The following is a 21,276-nucleotide window of genomic DNA, read 5'->3' as shown; positions in this document are numbered from 1 at the left end:
CGTCCGGCTATCAGCGCACCATCGGCGCGATCATGGCCCGCGGGGTCGAGTGGGAGATCGATCCCACCCTCGACCGGATCCGGGATCTGGTCGACGTCCTGGGCGAGCCGCACCGCGCGTATCCGGTGATCCACATCGCCGGGACGAACGGCAAGACCAGCACCGCCCGGCTCGTCGAGTCGCTGCTGCGCGAGCGCGGGCTGCGCACCGGGCTGTTCACCAGCCCCGAGATGACCACGCTGCGGGAGCGGATCGCGATCGACGGGGAGCCGCTCAGCGAGGAACGGTTCACCGAGGCGTTCGAGGACGTGCTGCCCTTCGTCCAGCTGATCGACGGCAAGCACCCGGCGGGCCTGTCGTTCTTCGAGGTCCTCACGGCGATGGCGTTCGCGGCGTTCGCCGACGCGCCGGTCGACGTGGCGGTGGTCGAGGCCGGCATGGGCGGCGTGTGGGACGCCACGAACGTGGCGGACGGCGTCGTCGCGGTGATCACCCCGATCGGGCTGGACCACACCCGCTACCTGGGCGACACGCTGGAGGCGATCGCCGGGGAGAAGGCGGGCATCATCAAGCCGGAGTCGGTCGCGGTGCTGGCGCAGCAGCCGGTCGAGGCGGCCGAGGTGCTGCTGCGGCGGGTCGTGGAGATCGGCGCCGCGGCGGCGCGCGAGGGCATCGAGTACGGGGTGCTCGAGCGGGACGTCGCCGTGGGCGGCCAGATGCTGCGCCTGAGGGGCCTGCACGGCGTCTATGACGAGATCTACCTCCCGCTGTTCGGCGATCATCAGGCGGGCAACGCCGCGACGGCCCTCGCCGCCGTCGAGGCGTTCGCGAGCGGAGCGCCGACCAGGGGAGAGGCGAACCTGGAGGCCGCGACCCGGATCGCGCCCGGGGAGTCCTTCATCGGCGGCGAGGAGGGGCAGCTCGACCCGGCGCTGGTGCGCAGCGGCTTCGCCAAGTCGGCATCCCCGGGACGCCTCGAAGTGGCCCGCACCGGCCCGACCGTCCTGCTGGATTCGACGCACAACCCGGCGGGGATGGCCGCGACCGTCGCCACCATCACCGAGTCGTTCGGCTTCACCCGGCTCGCCGGAGTCCTCGCCATCTCCGCCGACAAGGACGTCGCGGGAGTCCTCGACCAGCTCGAACCCGTCCTGGCCGAGCTGGTGGTGACCCGTAACTCCTCGCCGCGCTCGATGCCGCCCGAGGAGCTGGCCGAGCTGGCCGGGAGCGTCTTCGGTCCCGAGCGGGTCCATCTCGAGCCGCGCCTGGACGACGCGATCGACCGGGCGATCGGCATCGCCGAGGAGACCGGCGAGTACCGGGGCGCCGGCGTGCTGATCACCGGCTCGGTCGTCACCGCCGGCGAGGCCAGGACGCTGCTGCGCGTCGCGGAAGGACGGTGACCGGCATGAACGCCGAGAGAACGGCGAACCCGGCGCGGAGGCTGTTCGCCGCGATCCTGGCCAGCGAGGCCATCGTCATCGCGCTCGCGATCCCGGTCGCGGTGACCGTGCTGGACGTGGACGGCGGCACCGCCGGGGCGGTGTGCGGCGGGCTGGCCGTCGCCTGCCTGCTGATGGCGGGCCTGCTGCGCTTCCCGTGGGCGGTCGCGGCCGGGAGCGTCCTGCAGGTGCTGATCATCGCGACCGGGTTCATGGTGCCGGCCATGTTCTTCCTCGGTGCCGTGTTCGGGGCGCTTTGGGCCACGGCGATTTGGATGGGACGCAAGGCGGCGGCGGTTCAGGCGCGCTAAATTCGCGAGGGAACGGCAAGCCTTTTCATCCGCCGATCCGACAATTCGGGTTAGTGCATTAATTCCGACATTCTTCCCTTTTGGGAAATGTGCGTCCGGTGGATGACGTCGACTCTGCGAAGGAGCAGGCCGTGTCCCCGCACGCCCCCGAACACCGGCTCGCGGTTCCCGGCGCGCTGCTGCTGACGTTCACCGCGCTGCCCGCCGCCGTCCTGGTGGTCCCCGACGCCGCCTTCCACGTCGTCCCCGCCGCGGCACGCGCCCTCGGACTCGGCGACACCGAGATCGCCGGGCTGCTCCGCGCCACGGGGTACTCCCTGCCCGCGCTGCTGCTCGCGGTCCCGCTCGCCGCCGTGGCCGCGCGCCGGTTCCCCGCGTGGCGCGTCCTCGTCACCGGCGTGGCCGTCCTGCTGGCCGGCCTCGGCGCCGCCCGGTTCGCCGACTCGGTGCCCCTGGTCGCGGTGGTCCGCGCGGCGCAGGGCGCGGGCGCGGGCATCGTGCTCCCCGCCTCCCTCGTCCTGGTGTGGGAGCGCGGAAGCCGGGTGCTCGCCGCCGCCTGGGCCGGTGCGCTCGCGGGCACGCTGATCTTCGCCATGCCCCTCGCGCTGAAGGCCGTCCCGATGCCCGCAGAGGGCACCGCCGTCCCCGACTGGCGCGTCGCGCTCGCGCCCTTCCCGTGGCCCGCCGTTGCCGCCGCCGTCGCCGCGCCCGCCTACCCGTTGCTGCGCGGGCGCGGGCCCTGGTCGCTGCCCGTCGCCCGGCACGCCGAACGGGGCCAGTTGCTCCTCCCGTTCGTCCCCGCGGCGGGCTTCGCGTTCCTCGCCGTCGTCGCCGCGCAGGACTGGTCGCCCGGTGCACGGCTCGTCGTGGCGGGGCTCGCCCTCGCCGCCCTGCTCGGCCTCGCCGTCGCCGCCGGCCGGGACGCGACGGCCGGCAGCCCGTTCGGCTGCGCGCTCGTCATGATCGCCGTCGGCCTGCTCTGCCATCCGGTCGCCGGGCCGCTGGCCGGGCTCGCCTCCGTCACCGCCCGGGCGCGAGGGGACGCCGCGGGCGTGCCGCTGCTCCCGTCCGCCGTGGCCGCGGCGGCCGCGCTCGCCGGTGCGCTCGCCTCGACCCGCCTGAGTGCGCGCCTCGCCGTCCCGGCCGGGTACTGCCTGATGACCGCGGCCGTGCTGCTCGGCCTCGCCGCCGACCCCCACGACCGCTGGGCGCCGCTCCTCCCGCTCGTGCCGCTCGCCGCCGGCGCCGGCCTGGCCCTCGCCGCCTCCCTGCGGGACGCGGGAGTCGGCGCGGCGCTGTTCGGCCTGTCGCTGTGCTTCCCGGCGCTGCTGGCCGGGCAGCTCCTCGTCCTGTCCCTGCAGGCGTCCCGGCTGGAACGGCTGCGGCCGGCGACAGAGACGCAGCAGGCCGCCGTGCTGCTCGACGCGTACCACGTCTGGCTCGTGATCGCGGCGGCCGCCACCGTCCTCCTCGCCGCCGCCACCGCCCGCGTGAGCGCGCGACGCGCCGGGACGAGAAGTGCGACTCACACCGGTAAGGCGGCCGCGAGGTCGCGAGCCGGGTAGGATTCGCGCGCTGCACCATCCGAATTCTTCGAGGAGAACCACCCGTGTCCGAGCGCACTCTCGTCCTTGTCAAGCCCGACGGCGTCCGCCGCGGCGTCATCGGTGAGGTCATCTCCCGCATCGAGCGCAAGGGCCTGACGCTCGCCGCGATGGAACTCCGCACCCTGGCCCGGGAAACGGCCGAGGCCCACTACGAGGAGCACGCCAGCAAGCCGTTCTTCGGCGAGCTGGTCGAATTCATCACCGGCGGCCCCCTCGTCGCCATGGTCGTCGAGGGCCCCCGCGCCATCGAGGCGTTCCGCTCCCTGGCCGGCGCCACCGACCCGGTGAGCGCCTCGCCCGGCACCATCCGGGGCGACTTCGCCCTGGAGATCGGCGAGAACATCGTCCACGGCTCGGACTCCACCTACTCCGCCGACCGCGAGATCAAGCTGTTCTTCCCCGACCTGGGCTGAGCTCGTTCCGGCCCGGGGGAAACCGGCCCCGGGCCAGACTTCTTCTTGGTCGCCCGAGCAGGTCAGGGGTCCTTTTTTGGGCGACGCGCGGCGGCTGGGTTACTGCCCGCGGACACGTGTTCACGTTACGATGGACGCGCCGCTATACACGCCCGTCAATCGTGAAGGGCTCCCTTTCTTCATGGGTAACAAGTTGTCGTTCCTTGGCCGCGACATGGCGGTCGACCTCGGTACTGCCAACACCCTGGTGTATGTGCGCGGGCGTGGCATCGTCCTCAATGAACCGTCCGTGGTGGCGATCAACACCAACACCGGGAAGATCGTCGCGGTCGGCATCGAGGCGAAGCGGATGATCGGCCGCACACCGGGCAACATCGTCGCGGTCCGCCCGCTCAAGGACGGCGTCATCGCCGACTTCGACGTCACCGAACGGATGCTGCGCTACTTCATCCAGAAGGTCCACAAGCGCCGGCACTTCGCCAAACCGCGGATCGTGGTGGCGGTGCCGAGCGGGATCACCGGGGTGGAGCAGCGCGCGGTGAAGGAGGCCGGCTACCAGGCCGGCGCCCGCCGCGTCTACATCATCGAGGAGCCGATGGCCGCCGCGATCGGCGCCGGGCTGCCCGTCTACGAGCCGACCGGCAACATGGTCGTCGACATAGGAGGCGGCACCACCGAGGTCGCGATCATCTCCCTCGGCGGCATCGTCACCAGCCAGTCGGTCCGCGTCGGCGGCGACGAACTCGACCAGGCGGTGATCTCCTTCTCCAAGAAGGAGTACTCCCTGATGCTCGGGGAACGTACCGCCGAGGAGATCAAGATGGCGATCGGTTCGGCCTATCCCGGCGGCGAGGAGGAACCGCACGCCGAGATCCGGGGCCGCGACCTCGTGAGCGGGCTGCCGAAGACCGTCGTGATCTCCGCCGAGGAGGTACGGCGGGCCATCGAAGAGCCGGTCAACGCCGTGGTGGACGCGGTGAAGACCACGCTCGACAAATGCCCGCCCGAGCTGTCCGGCGACATCATGGACCGCGGGATAGCGCTCACCGGCGGCGGCGCGCTGCTGAAGAACCTCGACGAGCGCCTCCGCGAGGAGACCGGGATGCCGATCCACCTCGTGGACAACCCGCTCGACTCGGTCGTGCTCGGCACCGGCAAGTGCGTCGAGGACTTCGAGGAGCTCCGGCAGGTCCTCGTGCCGGAGCCGCGGCACTGAACACCCCCCGACGGACTGGGACCGAACGGACTGGGAAACGGGAGGTCGGTGGGTGAAGGACACCCGGCGCACCCGCGTGGTCCTCGCCGCGCTGCTCGTGGTGGCGCTCGCGATGATCACCATTGACCATCGCGGCGGGGACGATTCCCCGCTGCGCGGCCTGCGCAGCATCGGCGCGACCGTGTTCGGCCCCGTGGAGCGGGTGTCGGCGTCGGTCGTGCGGCCGGTGAGCAACACCTTCGAGTCGATCACCGACGCGCCGGGACAGCGGCGGCGCGCGGAGCGGCTCGAACGCCAGAACCAGAAGCTGCGCGAGAAACTGCGCGCCTCGGGCCTCGACCGGGACCGGTCGGCGCAGCTCCAGCGGCTGCTCGGCACCGCCGGGATGGGCGGCTACAAGATCCTCGCCGCGCGGGTGATCTCCGCGGGTCAGGGATTCGAGGACACCGTCACCATCGACGTCGGCGGCGGCGACGGCATCAAGCGCGACATGACCGTGATGAGCGCGGACGGGCTCGTCGGCCGCGTCACCCGCGTCGGGCCCGCGACGTCGACCGTCCTGCTCGCCACCGACCAGACGTCGTCGGTCGGGTCCCGCCTCGAGGACTCCAAGGAGATCGGGATCGTTCAGGGCCTCGGGCGCCGCGGCCTCGGCGGGCACGGCGAGACGCCGCTGCGCTTCCAGCTCCTGGACGCCGCCGCGCCGATCCGCGTCGGCCAGCGGATCGTGACGCTCGGGTCGCAGGGCCAGCGTCCGTACGTCCCGGGCGTCCCGATCGGCGTGGTCGAGCGGATCGAGAACTCCAACGGCCTCACCCGTACCGCCCACGTCCGGCCGTTCGTGCGTTTCACGAGCCTGGACGTCGTCGCGGTCGTGGTCGCCCCGCCCAAGAAGAACCCCCGGGACGCGGTGCTGCCGCCGAAGCCGAAGCCGCCGCCGTCCGCCACACCGAGCGCGAGCCCATCCGCGAGCCCGTCCGCGAGCCCGTCGCCGGGCGGTGACCCGGACGATCGGCCGCGCGGCACGCGAGGCCTGTCCACAGAACCGAACTCGGGGGACTGACGTGCTGAACCCGCCCGAGCCGTCGCCGGCCGGCCGCACCGCGATGAGCGCGGTGGTGATCGCGGTGACACTGATCCTGCAGGTGTCGGTGGCCAACCGGCTGCCGCTGCCCGGCGGCGTCCAGCCCGATCTGGTGCTGCTGGCCGTCGTGGCGTTGGCGCTCGTCGCCGGGTCGATGACCGGGATGGTCACCGGCTTCCTGGCCGGCCTCGCCGCCGACATCATCCCGCCCGCCGACCACACCCTCGGCCGCTACGCGCTCGTCTACTGCCTGATCGGCTTCCTGTGCGGCGTTGCGTCCGCCGAGATGGACCGGCAGTCGGCCGTGCCGTTCTTCGCCGTCGCCGCCGGGGCCCTCGCCGGGACCGTCCTGTACGCGGGGACCGGGATGATGCTCGACGACCCGCGCGCCGGGTGGGACACCGTGTCGAGCATGGTGCCGCTGCAGGTCCTGTACGACGTCATCGCGAGCCCGTTCGTCGTGTGGGCGGTTCTGCGCGCCACCCGGCGGTACGAACGCGGCGAACGATCCCGGGGAGACGGCCTCTCGGTGCCCGCCGCCCGCTACCGCGCGATGTCCGGCCGGGGCGGGAACCTGTGAACCCGCGCACGCACTTCCGCATCCTCGTCCTGTACGTGATGGTCGGCGTGCTGCTGTTCGTCCTGGTGGCGCGCATGTGGACGCTGCAGGTCCTGGAGGGCGAGCGCTACGAGCGGATCGCCGCCGAGAACCGCACCCGCGACATCGTCGTCCCGGCCCTGCGCGGCATGATCCTGGACGACCGGGGGCGGCCCCTCGCGCGCAACACCAGCTCTCTCGTCGTGTCCGTCGACAGCACCACGCTGGCGCGGCTTGAGGACGGCGGCGAGGCCGTCCTCAAACGGCTGGCGGGTGCCCTCGGGACGAGCCACGAGGAGATCTCCAAGCGGGTCCGGCTGTGCAGCCCCACTGTCAAGCGGCCCTGCTGGTCGGGCTCGCCCTACCAGCCGATTCCCGTCGAGGACGACGCCGACCCCCAGCGCGCCCTGCAGATCATGGAGCGCCAGGAGGACTTCCCCGGCGTCACGGCGCGGATCCAGCCCGTCCGCGCCTACCCGGAGCCGCACGGCGCCAGTGCCGTACAGACCCTCGGCTACCTGCAGCCGATCACGCAGGAGGAGCTGGAGAAGCGCGAGAGCATCAAGGTCACCGGCTACAGCGGCGTCGACCTCGTCGGACGCGCCGGGCTGGAGGCCCAGTACGACCGCGACCTGCGCGGCGACGCCGGGTACCGCCGGGTGCTGGTCGACAGCCACGGCCGCGTCACCGGCGTCGCCGACGAGGAGAAGCCGGTCCCCGGCAGCAACCTCGTGACCAGCCTCGACGCCGAGGTGCAGGGCGCGGCCGAGAAGGCGCTGGAAGAGGGGATCAAGGCCGCGCGCAAGGGCGGCAGTCCCGCCGACTCCGGCGGCGCGGTGGTCATGGACGTCCGCACCGGCCGGTTGGTCGCGATGGCGAGCTACCCGACCTACGACCCGGCCGTCTGGACCGGCGGCATCTCCCAGAAGAAGTACGACGCGCTTCTGGGCGAGAAGAACGAGCATCCGCTGATCTCCCGGGTGACGCAGGGGCTGGGCCCGCCCGGCTCCACCTTCAAGGTGTCGTCCCTGGCCGCCGCGGTGAAGGACGGCTACGACCTGCACGGCACCTACAACTGCCCCGGCTCGTACATGGTCGGCAGCCGCGCGTTCAACAACTTCCAGAGCGCCAACCTCGGCTCCATGAACCTGCACACCGCCCTCGTGAAGTCCTGCGACACGATCTTCTACAAGTTCGCGCACGAGATGTGGCTGCACAACGGCGGCAAGAACGCCCCGCCGGACGCGAAGAACCCGATGGTGCAGATGGCCCGCGGCTTCGGTTTCGGCTCCCGCACGGGGGTCGACCTGCCCAGCGAGAGCGCCGGCCGGATCCCCGACCGGCGGTGGAAGCGGGAGTACTGGGAGTCGACCAGGGAGGGGAGCTGCCGGGGCGCCAAGGAGGGCTACCCGAAGGTCGCCAAGACGGATCCCGCCCGCGCCGCCTACCTCAAGGCCGTCGCCAACGAGAACTGCAAAGAGGGCTTCGTGTGGCGCGCCGGTGACGCCGCGAACCTGTCGATCGGGCAGGGCAACGTGATGGTGACGCCGCTGCAGCTCGTCCGTACCTACGCGGCGGTGGCCAACGGCGGCACGCTGCACACGCCGCGCATCGGCGTCGCGGTCGTCCGGCCCGACGGCACCGTCGTCCGCAAGATCGACGCGCCCGAGCCGAAGCGGGTGCCGGTGGACGACAAGGTCCTGGCCTACATGCGCAAGGCGCTCGCCGAAGTGCCGAAGGAGGGCACCGCCGCCGGGGCCTTCGCCGGGTTCGACCTCAAGCGCGTCGCGGTGGGCGGCAAGACCGGAACCGCCGAGCGGTACGGCAGCGAGGACATGTCCTGGTTCGCATCCTTCGGCCCGGTGAAGGAGCCGCGCTACGCCATCGTCGCGATGGTGTCGCAGGGAGGCTACGGCGCGCAGACGTCCGCGCCCATCGTCCGGAAGATCTGGGAGGCGATGTACGGGACGAAGGACCGCAAGCCCATCCTCAAGGACGGCAGGCTCCCCACCGGCATCCCCAAGATGCCCGGCTCAGGGACCGCCCCGTGATCACCGGCAGCAGCGTCGGGAGCGTCGAGGGGTACGGCGGGCGGCGGACGTGGAAGGGCCGCCTCGCCGGCCTGCGGCGTCTCGACTGGCCGCTGGTCCTGGCAGTGCTGGCGCTGTCGGTGGTGGGCGCGCTGCTGGTGCGGTCGGCGACGTTCCAGGGGCTGGCCGAGCAGGGCAAGGACCCGGAGGGCTTCCTCAAGCGGCACATCCTGAACATGAGCATCGGGTTCGTGCTCGGTGGCGTCGTCACCCTCCTGGACTACCGGCTGCTGCGCGCCTACGTCCCCATCCTGTACGGGCTGGCGTGCGTGGGGCTGGTCGCCGTCCTCAGCCCGCTCGGCGAGACGATCAACGGGTCGCACTCGTGGATCGTGATCGGCGGCGGTTTCCAGGTGCAGCCGTCGGAGTTCGCCAAGGTCGGCCTCGTGGTGCTGCTCGCGATGATCCTCGGGGAGCCGCGCGACGGCGAGATCGGCCCCGGCGTCCGCGACGTGCTCCTCGCGCTGGTGCTGGCCGGGGTGCCCGCGGTGCTCATCATCCTGCAGCCCGACCTCGGCACCACGCTGGTCTTCATCGCGGTGGTGGTCGGGATGCTGGCGATCTCCGGCGTGCAGAAGCGCTGGCTCGCCGGCCTCGTCGGCACGGGCGCGCTCACGGTGGCCGCGGTGTGGGCCTTCGGCCTGCTGGAGGACTACCAGGTCGACCGGTTCACGGCGTTCATGAACCCGGACGCCGACCCGCGCGGCGCCGGCTACAACGCCCGGCAGGCGCGGATCGCGGTCGGGTCGGGCGGCCTGTTCGGCAAGGGCCTGTTCCAGGGCGAGCAGACCGGCGGCCACTTCGTCCCCGAGCAGCAGACCGACTTCATCTTCACGGTGGCGGGGGAGGAACTCGGTTTCGTCGGCGGTGCCGTGATCGTCGCGCTGCTCGGCGTGGTGCTGTGGCGCGGGCTGCGGATCGCGACCCAGGCCGCCGACCTGTTCGGGACGCTGGTCGCGACCGGCGTCGTGTGCTGGCTGGGGTTCCAGACGTTCCAGAACGTGGGGATGTCGATCGGCATCATGCCGATCACCGGGCTGCCGCTGCCGTTCACGTCCTACGGCGGTTCCGCCACGTTCGCGAACATGATCGCCTTCGGGCTGCTGCAGGCCGTGCACGTGCGTCGCCGCGCATTCGACTGAGCGGAGTTCCGACTGAGCGGCGGTAGGCTGGACGTTTGTCCCACGTTTCCTGCACGGAGGGTTCCGTCATGCCGGTCGAGTCGCTCTTCCCACGCCTGGAGCCGCTGCTCCCGAGCGTGCAGAAGCCGATTCAGTACGTTGGCGGCGAGCTGAACTCCCAGCTCAAGAACTGGGACGAGGCCGAGGTCCGGTGGGCGCTGATGTACCCGGACGCCTACGAGGTCGGGCTGCCCAACCAGGGCGTCCAGATCCTTTACGAGATCCTGAACGAGCGCGACGGCGTGCTGGCCGAGCGGACGTACTCGGTGTGGCCCGACATGGAGGCCGTCATGCGCGACAACGGCATCCCGCAGTTCACCGTGGACGCCCATCGCCCGGTCGCCGCGTTCGACGTGTTCGGCGTGTCGTTCTCCACCGAACTCGGCTACACGAACCTGCTGACGGCGCTCGACCTCGCGGGCATCCCGCTGGACGCCGCCGACCGCACCGACGACCATCCGATCGTCATCGCGGGCGGGCACGCCGCGTTCAACCCCGAGCCGATCGCCGGCTTCGTCGACGCCGCCGTCCTCGGCGACGGCGAGGAGATCGCGCTCGGCATCACCGAGGTCGTCCGCGAGTGGAAGGCCGAGGGCGGGCCCGGCGGCCGCGACGAGCTGCTGCTGCGCCTCGCCGCGTCCGGCGGCGTGTACGTCCCGCGCTTCTACGACGTCACCTACCTGCCGGACGGCCGTATCCAGCGGGTCGCGCCGAACCGTCCCGGCGTCCCGTGGCGGATCGAGAAGCACACCGTCATGGACCTCGACCAGTGGCCCTACCCGAAGAAGCCGCTGGTCCCGCTCGCCGAGACCGTCCACGAGCGCTACAGCGTGGAGATCTTCCGCGGCTGCACCCGCGGCTGCCGGTTCTGCCAGGCCGGGATGATCACCCGCCCGGTCCGGGAGCGGTCGATCACCACGATCGGGAACATGGTCGAGGAGGGCCTGAAGGAGTCCGGCTTCGAGGAGGTCGGGCTGCTCAGCCTGTCCAGCGCCGACCACAGCGAGATCGGCGACGTCGCCAAGGGCCTCGCCGACCGGTACGAGGGCACCAACACCTCGCTGTCGCTGCCGTCGACCCGCGTGGACGCCTTCAACATCACGCTCGCCAACGAGTTCTCCCGGGGCGGGCGGCGCTCCGGGCTGACGTTCGCGCCGGAGGGCGGCTCCGAGCGGATGCGCAAGGTGATCAACAAGATGGTCACCGAGGACGACCTGATCCGCACCGTCACCACCGCCTACGAGAACGGGTGGCGGCAGGTCAAGCTGTACTTCATGTGCGGGCTGCCCACCGAGGAGGACGAGGACGTCCTCGCGATCGCCGATATGGCCAAGCGGGTCATCCGGGCCGGGCGCGAGGCCACCGGCCGCAAGGACATCCGCTGCACCGTGTCCATCGGCGGGTTCGTGCCCAAGCCGCACACCCCGTTCCAGTGGGCCGCGCAGTGCGACCACGAGACCGTCGACCGCCGCCTGCACGCCCTCAAGGACGCCCTGCGCGGCGACAAGGAGTACGGCCGCGCCATCGGCCTGCGCTACCACGACGGGCAGCCGTCGATCATCGAGGGCCTGCTGTCGCGCGGCGACCGCCGCGTCGGCGAGATCATCCGCGCCGTGTGGGAGGACGGCGGCCGCTTCGACGGCTGGAGCGAGCACTTCTCCTACGAGCGCTGGACGGCCTGCGCCGAGAGGGTCCTCGCCGACGGGCCCGTCGACCTCGCCTGGTACACCGTCCGCGAGCGCGACGAGGTCGAGGTCCTGCCGTGGGACCACCTCGACGCCGGGCTCGACCGCGAGTGGCTCTGGCAGGACTGGCAGGACGCCGTCGACGAGACCGAGGTCGAGGACTGCCGCTGGACGCCCTGCTACGACTGCGGCGTCTGCCCCACGATGGGCACCGAGATCCAGATAGGCCCCACCGGGAAGAAGCTGCTGCCGCTGTCGGTCGTCTGACCGTCCCGGCGGCCCCTTCCGGGCGGTTCGCGCCCCGCCCGGGTGCCCGGATGCCCGGAATCGGTCGCGCGGACCCCCTGAGCTGCGGGGGTCAGAGCCGTGAAGGGGCGGCCGGGGGACAAACGATGCCCGGCGACCCGTACTCTGTAGGGAGACCTTTATTTCGACTCGCCACGAGTAGGAAGGACCAGAACCCTGGCACCCATGCCGGAGGGTCCGGCGCCGGCCCCCGTGACCCAGCGACTGCGCGTCCGCTACGCCAAGCGGGGCAGGCTGCGGTTCACGAGCCATCGCGACATTTCCCGGGCCGTGGAACGCGCCGTCAGGCGTGCCGGGATCCCTGTCGCGTTCAGCGGCGGATTCACCCCCCACCCGAAGATCTCGTACGCGGGTGCGGCGGCGACAGGGGTGGCCAGTGAGGCCGAGTACCTCGAAATCGGGCTCACCGACACCTGCGACCCTGCGCGGGTGCGGGCCGATCTCGACGCGGCCCTGCCCCCCGGGCTCGACATCGTCGATGTCGTGCCGGTAAGGGCGGGAAGCGGCGGCGACGCGCAGCCGAGACCGAGCGCGTTCGCCGATCGGCTCCAGGCGTCCGAATGGCGGATCAGGCTGGACGGCGTGTCATCCGACGATGCCGCCGCCGCCGTGGCCGCCTTCATGGCCGCCGGGAGCATCGAGGTCGAGCGCCTCACGAAGAAGGGGCGACGCCGTTTCGACGTGCGCGCTGCCGTGTCCTCCTGTGAGCTGGACCGGCGCGCCGCGCAGGCGGCGGATGCCCCTTGTGCCATACTTCGAATGGTTGTTCGGCATTCCACACCGGCCGTACGACCCGACGACATCCTCACCGGACTGCGCCAGGTCGCCGACCTAGCGCCGCCGTCACCCCCACTGGTGACCAGGCTGGCGCAGGGGCCCCTCGACGCGGACACCGGTGGCCTCGCGGATCCCCTGGATCCCGACCGGGTGACCGGCCTGCCGTCCGGCGACGATGCCGAGACGGCCGGCGGCCCGCAGCGGCCGCAGCCCGGGGACGCCGCGAGCGCGGATGCCGTCAGCGCCTGACCGTGGGACCGAAGCCGTGGCAGCACGGAACCGGTCCCGCAGGGTACGGCCGGCGCACCCCCGACGACTTCGTCGTCATGACCGGACACCGTCCGGCCAGGACGGCACCGACTGACGAGAGCTCTCGTGCGGCGCACCGCACCGATCCGCCACCGGCGGAGCGAAGCGGACGCGCCCGGGAGCCTGACGGGAGATTGCCCGCATGCGTGAGAACGAAGCCGATTCGGCCACGGCCGAAGGCACCGAGAACGAGAACGCCGACTACGAGAACGCCGAAACGGAGGAGACCGGCACCGGGAACGCGGACGCGGTGAGTTCGCGCCCGCGCCGCGCGAGCCGTCCGGCGGGCCCGCCGCCCGACGTGGACGACACCCCCGCCCAGCCCCCCGCCGACACCCCCGCCGCCGCGGAGGCGCAGCCGCCGGCGCCCGCCGAGGTGCCCGCCGAGGCCGCGCCCGCCGACGATGCCGAGCCGCCGAAGAAGACGACCCGGGCCCGTACCCGCACCCGGAGCGGGAAGGCCGCCGAGACGTCCGAGCCCGTCCCGATGACCGGCGCCGAGACCTCTCCCGGCACCGAGACCTCTCCCGGCACCGGGGACGAGCCCGCGCCCGCCGCCGAGGCGGACCAGCCCGCCGACGAGCCCCGGGCGCCCCGCACCCGGACCCGCCGGCGTTCCGCGGCCGCGGCGGAAGCGCCGGCCGTGCCCGCCGTCCCGTCCGTCCCGTCGGTCCCGTCCGTTCCGGAGGTTCCCTCCGTTCCGGCCGCCGGGGCTGGGACGCCCGCCGACCAGGTGTCGGAGATCGAGCCCGCCAGCGGTGTCGGCGTCCCCGGCGTGACGTTCCAGCCGCCGATGGTCGTGTTCCAGCCGCCGCAGCCGAAGGCCGAGCCGCCGGCCCGTCCCAAGGACGAGCCGAAGCGCCCCGCCGAGCCCGCCGACGTCGACGACGTCGACGAGGAGTCCGGCGAGCCGCCGTCCGACGAGGACGACTCCGATGACCGGCCGTCCCGCCGGCGCCGCCGCCGGGGCGGACGCGGCCGGGGCAGGGCCGGCAAGGACGGCGCCGAGGACGAGCTGCCGGCCGAGGAGGCCGAGGAGCCCAAGGACGAGCAGCCCGCCAAGAAGGACCGGCCCAAGAAGGAACGGGTCGCCAAGAGCAAGGAGAAGGACAAGGAGAAGGACAAGGAGCCCAAGGCCGAGGAGGCCGAGCAGGAGGGCGGCTCCGGCGACGAGGGCGACGACGAGTCCGGCACGAGCCGCCGCCGTCGCCGCCGCAGGCGCCGGTCCGGGACCGACGGCGACGGCGGGAACGGCACGGACGACCCGCCGAACACCGTCGTGCACGTCCGCTCCACCCGTGCCGCCGAGGCCCGCCCGGTCGAGGACGAGGTCCAGTCCGTCCGCGGTTCGACCCGGCTGGAGGCCAAGAAGCAGCGCCGCCGGGAGGGCCGCGAGCAGGGCCGCCGCCGCCCGCCGGTGATCACCGAGGCGGAGTTCCTGGCGCGCCGCGAGTCCGTCGAGCGGGTCATGGTGGTCCGGCAGGAGGGCGAGCGCACCCAGATCGCCGTTCTGGAGGACGGCGTGCTCGTCGAGCACTACGTCAACCGCGCCACCCACCAGTCGTACGTGGGCAACGTCTACCTCGGCAAGGTCCAGAACGTGCTCCCGTCGATGGAGGCGGCGTTCGTCGACATCGGCAAGGGCCGCAACGCCGTCCTGTACGCGGGCGAGGTCAACTGGGACGCGTCCGGACTGGAGGGCCAGCCGCGCCGCATCGAGTCGGCGCTGAAGTCGGGCCAGTCGGTGCTCGTCCAGGTCACCAAGGACCCCCTCGGCCACAAGGGCGCCCGCCTCACCAGCCAGGTCTCGCTGCCCGGCCGCTATCTCGTGTACGTGCCGGACGGCTCGATGACGGGTATCAGCCGCAAGCTCCCCGACAAGGAGCGCAGCCGCCTCAAGTCGATCCTGAAGAGGGTCATGCCGGAGAACGCGGGCGTGATCGTGCGGACCGCCGCGGAGGGCGCCACCGAGGAGGAGCTCTCGCGGGACGTGTCGCGCCTCGCCGCCCAGTGGGACAGCATCCAGAAGAAGGTGAAGACGGCCTCCGCGCCCTCCCTTCTCTACGGTGAGCCCGATCTGACGATCCGGGTCGTCCGCGACATCTTCAACGAGGACTTCACCAAGCTCGTCGTGTCCGGCTCCGAAGCCTGGGACACGATCTCCGAGTACGTCGAGTATGTCGCGCCGCATCTCGCCGACCGCGTCGAGCGCTGGACCGGCGGCCAGGACGCGCTGTCGGCGTTCCGCATCGACGAGCAGATCGCCAAGGCGCTGGACCGCAAGGTGTGGCTGCCGTCGGGCGGTTCGCTGGTGATCGACCGCACCGAGGCGATGACGGTCGTCGACGTCAACACCGGCAAGTTCACCGGGCAGGGCGGCAACCTGGAGGAGACCGTCACCCGCAACAACCTGGAGGCGGCCGAGGAGATCGTCCGCCAGCTCCGGCTCCGCGACATCGGCGGCATCGTCGTGATCGACTTCATCGACATGGTGCTGGAGAACAACCGGGACCTGGTGCTGCGCCGCCTCGTGGAGTGCCTGTCGCGGGACCGCACCAAGCACCAGGTCGCCGAGGTCACCTCGCTGGGCCTGGTGCAGATGACCCGCAAGCGCGTCGGCCAGGGGCTGCTGGACGCGTTCTCGGAGACCTGCGAGTCCTGCAACGGCCGCGGTATCCACGTCCACCTGAGCCCCGTCGAGCCGAAGGCGGACAAGGCGGCCGCCAAGGACAACGGCCGCCGCCGCAAGCGCAAGGGCGAGGTCGAGAAGGCCGTCGAGGAGAAGCTGTCCCGGCACGAGACCACGCGCGCCGAGCCCGCCAAGCCGGTCGAGCCCGCCTGGCCGGCCGAGCCCGAGGAGCCCGAGGCGCCGGTCGTCCCGGTCGCCGCGGCGCCCGCCGCCGAGCCCGCGGAGACCATGCCGGAGGCCTTGCCGGAGCCCGTGCGTACGCGGCCGAGAAGGTCGGGGCCGGCCAAGCGTCCGGCGGGCCCGCCGCCCGAGATCGACACAGACGAGTCCCCGGCGCAGGCCGCGCTGGAGGCGGCCGAGGCCGCCGACGAGGCCGACGAGGCGCCCCCGGGCGTGCTGGAGTCCCTGGATTCCACGGAGCCGGTCACGGCCGCCGCGAACGGCACCGACCTGTCCGGCACCGACCTGAACGGAACGGACCCGAACGGCACGGAGCCGGGGACCCCTGGCCTGAACGGCACCGAGGCGACCGAGGCGACCGAGCCCAACGGCTCCACGTCCCAGCCGGACACCGAGGGGGAGCCGGCCGCTCACCGCGGCGCCACCGCCCAGCCCGCCGAAGCCGAAGCGGAATAGCCGAAGAGGGTGTCGGCCCCGGCAGGTGTCAATCCCTGCCGGGGCCGGGGCCCGCCGCCAAGGGCGCCGCGATGAAGACTCCATTCGCGTTCCGCTCGGGGCATCCGGTATCCTTGGCCTTCGGCGCGTCGTGGGCGCGTCATCCGAACCTGCACCGCGACCCCCGTCCGGGGGGCGTTCGGTGTTCACCTCACCCATCCGGTGGGGCCAAGCAGAGAGCGCCGGGGTCTCCCTGGTGTGCCGCCCTCGGCCCGGTGCCGGGGGTAGGCCCCCACACGGGGGCTGGTAAGCCACGCGCGGGACCGGTTCAGTCCGGAAGCGCGCGCAGACGAAGGGTTTCCGCGGTGTACGCGATTGTCCGCGCAGGCGGCAGGCAAGAGAAGGTCGCCGTCGACGACGTGCTGACCGTCGACAAGCTGGCCGGCGAGATCGGCTCGACCGTCACGTTCCCGGCCGTGCTGGTCGTGGACGGCGACGACGTCGTCAGCAAGTCGGCCGACCTCGCGCGCTACGAGGTGACCGCCGAGATCCTCGGCGCGGTCAAGGGCCCGAAGATCAAGATCATGCACTACCGGAACAAGACCGGATACAAGCGGCGGATGGGTCACCGTCAGCCCTACACCGAGGTCAAGATCACCGGTATCAAGGCCGGGAAGTAAGGGAGCGGTCAGATGGCACACAAGAAGGGCGCATCGTCCAGCCGTAACGGTCGCGACTCCAACGCCCAGCGCCTCGGCGTGAAGCGGTTCGGCGGCCAGGTCGTCAACGCCGGCGAGATCATCGTCCGGCAGCGCGGCACCCACTTCCACCCCGGCCCCGGTGTGGGCCGCGGCGGCGACGACACCCTGTTCGCGCTGGTCGCGGGTGCGGTGCAGTTCCGCCGTTACCGTGGCCGCAACGCAGTGAGCATCGTTCCTCCGGCGGAATAGTCCGCCTGGGGCCAGAACGTTTTCAAAGGGGCGGACCGTTCTCGGTCCGCCCCTTTGCCATTTCACCGAGGAGAGTCACCGTGGCCGCTGGAGCGGGATCGGGCGCGCAGTTCGTCGACCGGGTGGTACTGCACGTCGCCGCGGGCAACGGCGGGAACGGCTGCGCCTCGGTCCACCGGGAGAAGTTCAAGCCGCTCGGCGGCCCGGACGGCGCGAACGGCGGCCGGGGCGGCGACGTCGTCCTCGTCGTCGACTCGAACGCCGCGAGCCTCCTGGAGTACCACCGGCGCCCGCACCGCAAGGCGGGCAACGGCCGCCCGGGGCAGGGCGGCCACCGGACGGGCGCGGACGGCGGCGACGTGGTCCTGCCCGTCCCGGACGGCACCGTCGTGAAGGCGGGTGAGGAGGTCCTGGCCGACCTGGTCGGCGAAGGGACCCGCTTCGTGGTGGCGCGGGGCGGCAGCGGCGGGCTCGGGAACGCGGCGCTGGCGTCCGCCAAGCGCAAGGCCCCCGGGTTCGCGCTGCTCGGTGAGCAGGGGGACGCGCGGGACGTCGTCCTGGAACTCAAGAGCGTCGCCGACGTCGCGCTCGTCGGCTTCCCCAGCGCGGGCAAGTCCTCGCTGATCGCCGCGCTGTCGGCCGCCAAGCCGAAGATCGCCGCCTACCCGTTCACGACGCTGATCCCCAACCTCGGCGTGGTGAGCGCGGGCGACACGACGTTCACGGTCGCGGACGTGCCGGGCCTGATCGAGGGCGCCAGCGAGGGCCGGGGCCTCGGCCTGGATTTCCTCCGCCACATCGAGCGCTCGTCCACCCTCGCGCACGTGCTCGACTGCGCCACGATGGAACCGGGACGCGACCCCGTCAGCGACTTCGAGGTCATCGAACGCGAACTCCAGGCCTACGACCGGGTCCTCGGCGACCGGCCGTTGTCGGACCGTCCCCGCATCGTCGTGCTGAACAAGGTGGACGTGCCGGACGGCCGCGACCTCGCCGACATGGTCAGGCCCGAGTTCGAGGCGCGCGGGCTGAAGGTCTTCGAGGTGTCGGCGGCGACGCACGAGGGGCTGCGGGAACTGTCGTTCGCGATGGCGGCGATGGTGAGCGAATACCGCGCCTCGCTGCCGCCCGCGGAGCCGACCCGCATCGTCATCCGCCCCGAGCCGGTCGGCGGCGGCACCGAGTTCGAGGTGAAGGACCTCGGTGACAACACGTACCTGATCACCGGTTCGAAGCCGGTGCGGTGGCTGCGGCAGACGGACTTCGCCAACGAGGAGGCCGTCGGCTATCTCGGCGACCGTCTCGCGAGGCTCGGCGTGGAGGACGCGCTCGCGAACGCCGGCGCGTCGCCCGGCGCCACGGTCCTGATCGGCACGGTCGACGACTCGATCGTCTTCGACTGGGAGCCCGAGGTCCCGGCCGGCGACGGCGTCCCCGGCCCCCGTGGCACGGACCGGCGCCTCGGCGGACATCGCTAGACCCACTGGAGGAGAGAGGTCCATGAGCGAGCGCGAGGCGGTCGCGAAGGCCCGGCGGATCGTGGTGAAGGCGGGGTCGTCGTCGCTCACCACGCCGGAGGGCGCGATCGACGCGGGCCGCATCGACGCGCTGGTGGACGTGCTGGCCGCCCGCCGCGCGGACGGCACCGAGATCGTCTTCGTCTCGTCCGGCGCGATCGCCGCCGGGCTCGGGCCGCTGGGGCTGACCCGCCGCCCCCGGGACCTCGCGACCCAGCAGGCGGCGGCGAGCGTCGGGCAGGGCCTGCTGTTCGCCCGCTACACCGCGTCGTTCACCCGGTACGCGCTGACGGTCGGGCAGGTGCTGCTGACCGCCGACGACATGATGCGCCGCTCGCATCACCGCAACGCGCAGCGCACGCTCGCGCAGCTCCTTGCCCTCGGCATCCTGCCGATCGTGAACGAGAACGACACCGTCGCCACCGACGAGATCCGGTTCGGCGACAACGACCGCCTCGCCGCGCTCGTCGCGCACCTGACCCGCGCGGACGCGCTGATCCTCCTGTCGGACGTGGACGCCCTCTACACCGGCGACCCGCGCCGGCCCGGCGCCCGCCGCGTCGGCGACGTCCGCGGGCCGGACGACCTGAAGGACGTCGAGCTCGGCCGTTCGGGACGCGTCGGCACCGGCGGAATGGTCACCAAGGTCGAGGCGGCCCGGATCGCGGGCATCCCGGTGGTGCTGACGAACGCCGCGTCGGCCGCGCAGGCGCTCGCCGGCGATCAGGTCGGGACCCTGTTCCACCCGGCCGAGGGACGCCGCATGTCGACGCGGAACCTGTGGCTCGCTCATGCCACCACCGGCCAGGGGCGCGTCATGCTGGACCCCGGCGCGGTCGAGGCGGTCGTGCGGCGCCGCACGTCGCTGCTCCCCGCCGGTGTCACGGGCGTGGACGGCGACTTCGCCGCGGGCGACCCCGTCGACCTGTGCGACACCGCCGGTCACGTCGTCGCGCGCGGCCTGGTGAACTACGACGCGTCCGAGATCCCCGAGCTGATGGGACGCTCGACGCGCTGGCTGGCGAGGGAACTGGGCGCCGGGTACGAACGCGAAATAATCCACAGAGACCACCTGGTGGTCCTGACCGACGAACGTTGAGTCGCGGCGTGCCGCCGTTCCACGCGCACGCATGACGACGACACGCCGTAAGTGGACGAGAGAGGGACGTGCGATGAGCGAGGCGGAGCGCGAGGAGTTCCTGCGGGTGGCGGGGCGCGGCAGGGAGGCCGCGGCCGTGCTGGCGCCGCTGCCGCGTGCGGTGAAGGACGCGGCGCTGCACCGGATCGCGGACGCGCTGGTCACCGCCGCGCCGGAGATCGTCAAGGCGAACGAGGGCGATGTCGCGCGGGCCCGTGAGAACGGCACCTCCGAGTACATGATCGACCGGCTGAGCCTGTCGGGGGAGCGGATCGCCGCGATCGCCGAGGCCGTCCGGCAGGTCGCCGCGCTGCCGGACCCGGTGGGGGAGTCGCTGCGCGGGAGCGTGCTGCCGAACGGGCTGGAGCTGCGGCAGGTGCGGGTGCCGCTCGGCGTCGTCGGGATGATCTACGAGGGCCGGCCGAACGTGACCGTGGACGCCGCCGCGTTGTGCCTGAAGAGCGGGAACGCGGCGCTGCTGCGGGGGTCGTCGTCGGCGTACGACTCGAACACGGCGCTGGTCGCGGTGATGCAGGGCGCGCTGGCCGGGACCGAGGTTCCGCCGGACGCGGTCCAGCTCGTGCCGGGCACGTCCCGCGAGTCGGTGAAGCACCTGATGCGGGCGCGCGGCCTGGTGGACGTGCTGATCCCGCGCGGCGGCGCATCACTGATCAACTCGGTGGTGGAGGAGTCGACCGTCCCGGTGATCGAGACGGGCGTGGGGAACTGCGCGGTGTACGTGGACGCCGCCGCCGACGTCGACATGGCCGTGGACGTGCTGCTGAACTCCAAGACGCAGCGTCCGTCGGTGTGCAACGCCGCAGAGACCTTCCTGGTGCACGCCGACATCGCCGACACGTTCGTCCCGCGCGCGCTTGAGGCGCTGAAGGACGCCGGGGTCACGGTGCACGGTGATGACCGCATGCGGTCGTACGGCCAGGACGTGGTGGAGGCGACCGAGGACGACTGGCGCGCCGAGTACCTCTCGCTCGACATCGCCGGACGCGTCGTGGACTCCCTTGAGGACGCCGTCGCCCACATCCGCCGGTACGGCTCGGGCCACACCGAGTCGATCGTCACGACGTCCCAGCCCGCCGCGAAGCGTTTCGTCGCCCTGGTCGACTCGGCGGCCGTGATGGTGAACGCCTCGACGCGTTTCACCGACGGCGAGGAGTTCGGTTTCGGCGCGGAGATCGGCATCTCGACGCAGAAGCTGCACGCCCGCGGCCCGATGGGGCTTCCGGAGCTGACGTCCACCAAGTACGTGGTGACCGGTGAGGGCCATCTGCGCGGCTGACACCTTGCCCGACACGACGCGGAGCAAGTTGTGACATTTTTGCCATTGATG

The 21,276-nt window shown here is 72.2% G+C and carries 17 protein-coding genes; all 17 read left to right on the top strand.

Going from position 1 to position 21,276, the window contains the following annotated elements:
• The first annotated feature begins 32 nt into the window (after positions 1-32).
• Positions 33-1,403: a bifunctional folylpolyglutamate synthase/dihydrofolate synthase gene (locus ACGFK0_RS17905; protein ID WP_392906506.1), complete on the top strand. Its 1,371-nt coding sequence runs from the start codon at positions 33-35 to the stop codon at positions 1,401-1,403.
• A gap of 5 nt (positions 1,404-1,408) precedes the next feature.
• Positions 1,409-1,753, top strand: coding sequence for a DUF4233 domain-containing protein (locus ACGFK0_RS17900; RefSeq protein ID WP_392906040.1), 345 nt, complete (start codon positions 1,409-1,411; stop codon positions 1,751-1,753).
• A 98-nt stretch (positions 1,754-1,851) separates the two neighbouring features.
• Complete coding sequence (locus tag ACGFK0_RS17895) at positions 1,852-3,318, top strand: hypothetical protein (protein ID WP_392906039.1); 1,467 nt, start codon at positions 1,852-1,854, stop codon at positions 3,316-3,318.
• Positions 3,319-3,362: 44 nt separating this feature from the next.
• Complete coding sequence (ndk, locus tag ACGFK0_RS17890; protein WP_392906038.1) at positions 3,363-3,773, top strand: nucleoside-diphosphate kinase; 411 nt, start codon at positions 3,363-3,365, stop codon at positions 3,771-3,773.
• Between the two features lie 181 nt (positions 3,774-3,954).
• On the top strand, positions 3,955-4,989 hold the full coding sequence (locus tag ACGFK0_RS17885; protein ID WP_132152770.1) for a rod shape-determining protein: 1,035 nt from the start codon (positions 3,955-3,957) through the stop codon (positions 4,987-4,989).
• Between the two features lie 52 nt (positions 4,990-5,041).
• Positions 5,042-6,052 carry a rod shape-determining protein MreC gene (gene mreC, locus ACGFK0_RS17880; protein WP_392906037.1) on the top strand — a complete coding sequence of 337 codons (1,011 nt, stop codon included), beginning with the start codon at positions 5,042-5,044 and terminating at the stop codon, positions 6,050-6,052.
• 1 nt (position 6,053) lies between these two features.
• Positions 6,054-6,653, top strand: a complete 600-nt coding sequence (mreD, locus tag ACGFK0_RS17875) for a rod shape-determining protein MreD (protein WP_392906036.1) — start codon at positions 6,054-6,056, stop codon at positions 6,651-6,653.
• On the top strand, positions 6,650-8,722 hold the full coding sequence (mrdA, locus tag ACGFK0_RS17870) for a penicillin-binding protein 2 (protein ID WP_392906034.1): 2,073 nt from the start codon (positions 6,650-6,652) through the stop codon (positions 8,720-8,722). The genes mreD and mrdA overlap by 4 nt, the downstream gene beginning before the upstream one ends.
• Positions 8,719-9,903, top strand: a complete 1,185-nt coding sequence (gene rodA / locus ACGFK0_RS17865; protein ID WP_392906033.1) for a rod shape-determining protein RodA — start codon at positions 8,719-8,721, stop codon at positions 9,901-9,903. Before mrdA ends, rodA begins: the two co-directional genes overlap by 4 nt.
• A gap of 68 nt (positions 9,904-9,971) precedes the next feature.
• Positions 9,972-11,894: a TIGR03960 family B12-binding radical SAM protein gene (locus tag ACGFK0_RS17860; RefSeq protein WP_392906032.1), complete on the top strand. Its 1,923-nt coding sequence runs from the start codon at positions 9,972-9,974 to the stop codon at positions 11,892-11,894.
• A 204-nt stretch (positions 11,895-12,098) separates the two neighbouring features.
• Positions 12,099-12,959 carry a TIGR03936 family radical SAM-associated protein gene (locus ACGFK0_RS17855; protein ID WP_392906031.1) on the top strand — a complete coding sequence of 287 codons (861 nt, stop codon included), beginning with the start codon at positions 12,099-12,101 and terminating at the stop codon, positions 12,957-12,959.
• A 202-nt stretch (positions 12,960-13,161) separates the two neighbouring features.
• Positions 13,162-16,344 (top strand): Rne/Rng family ribonuclease, encoded by a 3,183-nt coding sequence (locus tag ACGFK0_RS17850; RefSeq protein ID WP_392906030.1) that lies wholly within the window; start codon positions 13,162-13,164, stop codon positions 16,342-16,344.
• A 344-nt stretch (positions 16,345-16,688) separates the two neighbouring features.
• A complete protein-coding gene (rplU, locus tag ACGFK0_RS17845; RefSeq protein WP_392906028.1) occupies positions 16,689-17,003 on the top strand; it encodes a 50S ribosomal protein L21 in 315 nt (104 codons plus the stop codon).
• 12 nt (positions 17,004-17,015) lie between these two features.
• A complete protein-coding gene (gene rpmA, locus ACGFK0_RS17840) occupies positions 17,016-17,273 on the top strand; it encodes a 50S ribosomal protein L27 (RefSeq protein ID WP_131894964.1) in 258 nt (85 codons plus the stop codon).
• Positions 17,274-17,353: 80 nt separating this feature from the next.
• A complete protein-coding gene (gene obgE, locus ACGFK0_RS17835) occupies positions 17,354-18,751 on the top strand; it encodes a GTPase ObgE (RefSeq protein WP_392906027.1) in 1,398 nt (465 codons plus the stop codon).
• A gap of 22 nt (positions 18,752-18,773) precedes the next feature.
• On the top strand, positions 18,774-19,889 hold the full coding sequence (proB, locus tag ACGFK0_RS17830) for a glutamate 5-kinase (RefSeq protein ID WP_392906026.1): 1,116 nt from the start codon (positions 18,774-18,776) through the stop codon (positions 19,887-19,889).
• A gap of 73 nt (positions 19,890-19,962) precedes the next feature.
• On the top strand, positions 19,963-21,225 hold the full coding sequence (locus tag ACGFK0_RS17825; protein ID WP_392906024.1) for a glutamate-5-semialdehyde dehydrogenase: 1,263 nt from the start codon (positions 19,963-19,965) through the stop codon (positions 21,223-21,225).
• Positions 21,226-21,276 lie beyond the last annotated feature (51 nt).

Origin of the sequence: Spirillospora sp. NPDC048823, from assembly GCF_043198445.1 — a bacterium.
Lineage (GTDB): Bacteria > Actinomycetota > Actinomycetes > Streptosporangiales > Streptosporangiaceae > Spirillospora.
Note: the sequence above shows the minus strand (reverse complement) of the source record. Positions and strands in the feature narration are given on the sequence as shown.